Here is a 5523-nt window from a genome sequence, read left to right as displayed (position 1 = left end):
CCCCTAAAGTGTGGAGCACGGGTATGGATTGAGACGATTTCTGACTTTAAAGTGATCGCCTAAGCTGTTGTGGATTTAAATTAGATAAGTAGGAATTGAGCATTCAGCCGTCAGCCGTCAGCCGTCAGCCTTTTGCTGATGACTTATAGCTGATGACTTATAGCTGATGACTTATAGCTGATAGCTGTTCGCGAAGCGTGCGCGTAGCGCATTAGCTGTTCGCGAAGCGTGCGCATAGCGCATTAGCTAAATGCTTACATAAAAAAACCATCAAACCCTCTCCCCTGTTCCCTGTTCCCTGTTCCCTGTTCCCTGCTCCGAAGTCCCTGCTCCCTTGTAGTTAAACTAAACTATTCCCGACAGATCAAACTTTCCTGCGCAATTTCTTCCAATTCAACCGCTTTCAACAATCGGGACCAAGCCTCAGCAAACGTAGCATTTTGTGGATTACTACAACGAAGTTTAGCTGCTTGATTCAAGGCATCATACCAAATGCCATTTTCAGCATAAACTGTCATTAGCTTCTGCTGTGAGTTTTTTGTATCTAACTCATACTTAAACTTTGGCAATTCAACCCGTTTCAAGAGTCCTCTAATAAACAAAACCGAGTCATCGTAAAACGAATCTGGAGAATTACAATCAAGGATCAAATGCCAGCGATACCACTTACCAACCTCTAAGGAGTAGGGAAGAGGTATGCTAAACACACCAGACCGACTTGGCAAAGTAACAGGTAAATATTTTGGAGCAAGCTTGGTGTTAGTTTTTGAATCCTGCAAGGAAAATTCCCCAGAAAGCCCCCTCTCAAAACTTTCAGATTGATAGGAAACATTAACCCAGATAGTCGGAGACTCATTAACTGTCAATCCCCTACTATCTTTATCGATCACAGGTGTCATCGTAAGGTTTCCTCCCGTTTCAGAAACAGCCATAGGACAATATCCACGATTACCTGTACCTCGCCTACGTCCGCTCGGCGCATCACCTGAATAATCTGGCTGTTTAAACTCTACTGCTATAGATTCAGCCCTATTGCCAGTGGATTCCATCAATTGCGCTTGTGCTGGGTAGCTGGTGAGAGTCGCCAGAGCAAACGCAATCCCATAAAGCAGTTTAATTTTAACCATTGTCAACTCCGATGCTTTTGCCAAGGAAGATGCTGACTGGGTCTGAGAAGTTCCCTTTTTGCATCAATCCTAGTTTCACATCTGATTGGAACATGCTGTATAACGTACTACCAAAACCATACCCACCGAAGTAAGCACCAATACCATTGCTGAAGGCACCAGCGGTATCCAACCCCCTTGCAAAATCAACAGATAACAAATGCCATACAAAGCACCAAGTGCCACTCCCGTCGGGATTACCAAGCCACTTAGGCAATGCATACCCCTAGCCTGGCCTGAGCGGAATCCCATTACTAAACCAATTACACTTCCTACCACAGACCAACCCCAAATCCACAGCACTTCTGTTGATTCTGACCAAACCCACAACAAGGGTCGATTATCCAGAACCGCACTCAGGATTTGACTTACCATATGTCCTTGAATCACCACTCCTGGTGTTCGCTTCTGGCTCAGGCGCTGACTGGCACTGTAAGGGGTGAGCCAGTAATCACTACTGGTATTAATTGGACCGGCTATACCAACAAGAATAATCCGACCCTTCAGTTGGGACCTGCGCTGGGGCGGAATCTTATCATTGAGAATATCGCCAACATCGACTGTTGGTGCAATATCTTCAACAGAACGACGGGAACGGTAATTTAGCAAGATTTGTCTACCTGCTGCATCCACTCTGTGGTAGCCACCGGTATAGGAATTTAATTCCTTCAGCACAACAGTTTTACCGTTACCCAAATGTGGCCGATCAATCCATAATTGCTGATTTGATGTGTAGCCCCATGGGATACCCTTAGCATGTAGATAGTATAGGGCTAGTAACAAGCTAAGGTTATTCTTAGCAGTACACTTATCCGTGAGGTCTGGTGAGTTCAGAGATAACAGATGGCGACGGAGGATTCCCCCCTGGTCAGGTAAAGCATCACTAAAACCAATCCGATCTGGCCGAATTTCCAGGGGTGGAGAAATCCCTTCGGTGTCCCCAGCCTTAGCATCTTTAACTTTACAGATACCAAATAAATTCTTTTGTCCCAGGTAAGTTGCTAGTTTAGGGTAAGCTGGATCCACCGGAAAATCACGATAGATATCTAAGCCAATCGTTACTGGTTCATACTCCTGGAGTTTCTCAAATAGCCGAGTAAGAGTATGGTCTGATAACGATGCCCTATGCTTGGGTTGCTGTTCCTGATTTTTAATATCCTCTGGAGTAGCCTTAACAATCAACAGACGTTCGTCCCCCATTTCATAGGGTCGTTGTCCCATCAGTTGGTCAAAAGCTTTTAGTTCAAGCCCTTCCAATAGTCCCAACCACCGCAATCCCATCACCAAAGCCATGGCGAATACACTAGCCTTGAGTAACAAAACGCGATCGCACCATAGTGACCGAATCAGACAAAAATGCCAAGGTCTGTAGGATCTGTTATGCGATCGCAAAAAGGTCTTAGTCTTTTGGTCTGAAGGAGTAAGGGAGGTACTGGGTAATGAACCTTCACCCTCTACTACAGCCGATCGCATCATCTTTTGAACCTCTGAAGAGGTTTGTGACCCATGAGCCTGACTAGAGCTACCTGAAACAGAAGCCAATTGATTGCGATCGCGCAACTGTTGCCAAGTCGGCGCAACAACAGCTGGATTTTGGCAAATCACTGGTAACCAGCTAGCACCAGGATAGTTATCTTCCCAGCCTTGCAACCGTTCCCTAGCTTCCCGCACTGCCAAATATAAGGATTTTCCACCAGCAAATGCGGTTAAAAAGTACTTCAAAAACTCCTGTGCCACTGGATCTGGTACCGGCTCCCGCATCACAATCAACTGAGGAATATGTAAATCAGCCAATTCCCGTGCTAATCCCAAGCCATCGCAAGAATTGAAAATTGCCAGTCTCAAACCACGGGTAATAGCTGCTCCCAGACCATGCTTTAACTGGGAAATCGTTAACCTATCAGTTTGATTAATACTTATGTAACCAGTTTTAGCATCCGCCGCACTCTTGCTATGTCCTGCAAAAAACAGGATATCCCATCCCTGTTTATCCCAAAGCTGGTGGTTAAGCTCTTGGCGTTGTGGCTGCACCAGAAAAACCGTTTCCGCCTCCGGTAACTGCTCAAGTAAAGCCCGGTCTTTTTCAACCTCAATCCCTTCACTATTTCCTAAAATTCCTAATACCCTAACTTGACCCGTTGACTCTCGATCTGGCGTCGTGACTGGCTCATACTCTTGGCTACTCAACGCCACTTCTGTCAGGGGGTAATCTTCAAATAAACGCCACAAATGCCAAGGAAATCGTCGCACTTGGTCATCTTCCGCCTCGATAATCACGCTAATTTCCTCAGACGGAATTAGTTTAGTTCGCACTCGCCGTTCAATGTTGCGAAATTCTTCAGCATTGAGCCAGGTATTAATTTGCTCTTCTAACTGTTGAGACAGATTCCTAAACTCAGCTTCTGAAACATTAGTGATACTAACGTTATGAATTTCCAGACGGCGATCGCACCTGAAGCCTCCGTAGAGTGCTGCATACATTAATTGCCAGCGTTTGTAGAGTTTAGGCAGTTCTGGTGCAGCAGGCAAACCTCCAGTAAACTGCATCAGAGTACGATGATCCCTTTCCCAAAGTTGAGCTATAACAGTAGGAAAACCTTCCTGACAATTACCATTTCCCAGTTTTAAGACTACTAACTGACTCATCTTTAAATAGTTTGTCAGGGCTACATCCGTCAGGGTTAACTAAGGTCTGAAATTTTAATGGTTGCTTGGAGTTGAATGTTTATGGGGGTCTAACCATTAAAACTCTTGCGATAAGATAACATTACTCGATTGTGTTTGTCAACTCTTCAATTGGTGGTATTAAAATGCTATAGTGTAGTTTTAAGATTTTATATCTAGCTTGATATCTAGCTTGATCCACAGTTCACTGATTCAGCATCAAGGGATATCATAAAAATCAGCTTTTCAGGCAAACTCCACTTGTCACGTGACCGTAATTTGTGGTATACTGTAAAGCTAGTGACTAGAAAACTATGGGCGATTAGCACAGTGGTAGCGCGCTTCCTTCACACGGAAGAGGTCACTGGTTCGAACCCAGTATCGCCCATTCTATCTTGGTGTAGGCAATCAAATAGTTAACCAAAACGAAAGGTCTCGTTGAATCAAATCTTGGAGTTTCAGGATATCATCACGATAAAATTCCAGCAACTGTTGCCGTTCCTCTTTAGAAAGAGCAGCTTTTTTCTTATCAGTTGAGTTCATGTTGATTAGCGCTGAACGAACAGTTTGCCTCACCTCCACTGGCAGGATGAACTTTAGTCCAGAAGCTATCATAGTTCTGAAGGGATTTTGTTTCCGCAACAGATCATTAACCAATTTTAGTTTAGGAACTTGAGCCACTTGCGCTTTTTTCGATACATCCGGGATAAACGTTTCATCTACTCCAATGAACCGATACATATCCTGGATCAAAGCCACGGGATTTTTACATAAATCATCGTACAGATAAACTTTTATTTTATCTCGATTAAACGTTTCAAAAAAATGACTCAATTGAGAGGAGTAGAGTCCTTTTTTTAGGGTAAACGACCCCTGAGAGCGAAACTTAAGCTGTTCCGATAATGGTTGGATATTACCCGCTACATCCGTCGCTTCCCGAACATGCATTAAATAATCCGAATAAGCTCGGTCTACGGGATTTCGTAGAATAGCAATCATTTTAACATCGGGCAAATAGCGCAATATTTGCTCACAAGATGATTTATAATGAAACAAATAATTAGGGGATGCTTCCCCAATCGCTATTTCATCCTTCACCTCTTGGAAAAGTTTACAATATTTTTCAAAGGTATCAATTCTATTTTTGTTAATAGTTCTTATTTCTGGAGGTAACTTTTCCCAATCTTTCTCCAAAAAATTGGTTTCCTTAACCGGACTCATATAAACTTGAGGGTGTTGGGTTAAGTAGTTATAAATAGAAGTTGTTCCTGCCTTCTGCACACCTATAATTAAAAAAGTCGGTAATTTCATTTTATTTCTGGGGAGAATAGGGAATAGGGAATAGGGAATAGGGAATAGGCAAAAAATCCTGTGTACCTCATTACTATGAAAACTGCTATAAGTTCCTACTAAGATAATACCCACGTTGAAAGTGGATATCACCAAACGTGATCAAGAAACTATAGCAGAAGTCAAAAGTCAGAAGTCATTTGTCAGAAGTCAAACTCTTGCGCTTACAAAGGGTGTGAGACTTTTGTCATGTCCTAACTGCCCTGGCGACTGCTATACTATCAAGAAAGTACTATAGCAAAGGAAACAGTGAGTAGGGGTAATAAAATTGAATGTACCTCGTAAGTATAGGAAACCCTATAAAAATCTTTACCATCTTCCCATCTCCCCATCTCCCCACACT

General features: G+C 43.2%; 3 protein-coding genes and 1 tRNA gene. 1 reads left to right on the top strand and 3 read right to left on the bottom strand.

Annotation, left to right across the window (positions count from 1 at the left end; all coding sequences use genetic code 11):
• Positions 1-350: 350 nt before the first annotated feature.
• On the bottom strand, positions 351-1127 hold the full coding sequence (locus F6K20_RS22455; protein ID WP_287250847.1) for a DUF928 domain-containing protein: 777 nt from the start codon (positions 1125-1127) through the stop codon (positions 351-353).
• Between the two features lie 75 nt (positions 1128-1202).
• On the bottom strand, positions 1203-3812 hold the full coding sequence (locus F6K20_RS22450; protein WP_008180650.1) for a CHASE2 domain-containing protein: 2610 nt from the start codon (positions 3810-3812) through the stop codon (positions 1203-1205).
• A gap of 334 nt (positions 3813-4146) precedes the next feature.
• Between F6K20_RS22450 and F6K20_RS22445 the strand changes: the two genes are divergently transcribed.
• Positions 4147-4218 (top strand) — tRNA-Val (locus F6K20_RS22445).
• Positions 4219-4238: 20 nt separating this feature from the next.
• On the opposite strand, the gene F6K20_RS22440 is transcribed toward F6K20_RS22445, so the two are convergent.
• Positions 4239-5141, bottom strand: a complete 903-nt coding sequence (locus F6K20_RS22440) for a sulfotransferase family protein (protein WP_287266199.1) — start codon at positions 5139-5141, stop codon at positions 4239-4241.
• Between the last annotated feature and the right edge of the window lie 382 nt (positions 5142-5523).

Origin of the sequence: Moorena sp. SIO2C4 (assembly GCF_010672485.1) — a bacterium.
In the GTDB taxonomy this organism is placed as follows: domain Bacteria; phylum Cyanobacteriota; class Cyanobacteriia; order Cyanobacteriales; family Coleofasciculaceae; genus Moorena; species Moorena producens.
This window is presented reverse-complemented; position numbering and strand designations above follow the sequence as displayed.

Bases quoted from the DNA above. Each gene is read 5' to 3' on its own strand.
- F6K20_RS22455 (WP_287250847.1), bottom strand. From the start codon at position 1,127: ATGGTTAAAATTAAACTGCTTTATGGGATTGCGTTTGCTCTGGCGACT.
- F6K20_RS22450 (WP_008180650.1), bottom strand. From the start codon at position 3,812: ATGAGTCAGTTAGTAGTCTTAAAACTGGGAAATGGTAATTGTCAGGAA.
- F6K20_RS22440 (WP_287266199.1), bottom strand. From the start codon at position 5,141: ATGAAATTACCGACTTTTTTAATTATAGGTGTGCAGAAGGCAGGAACA.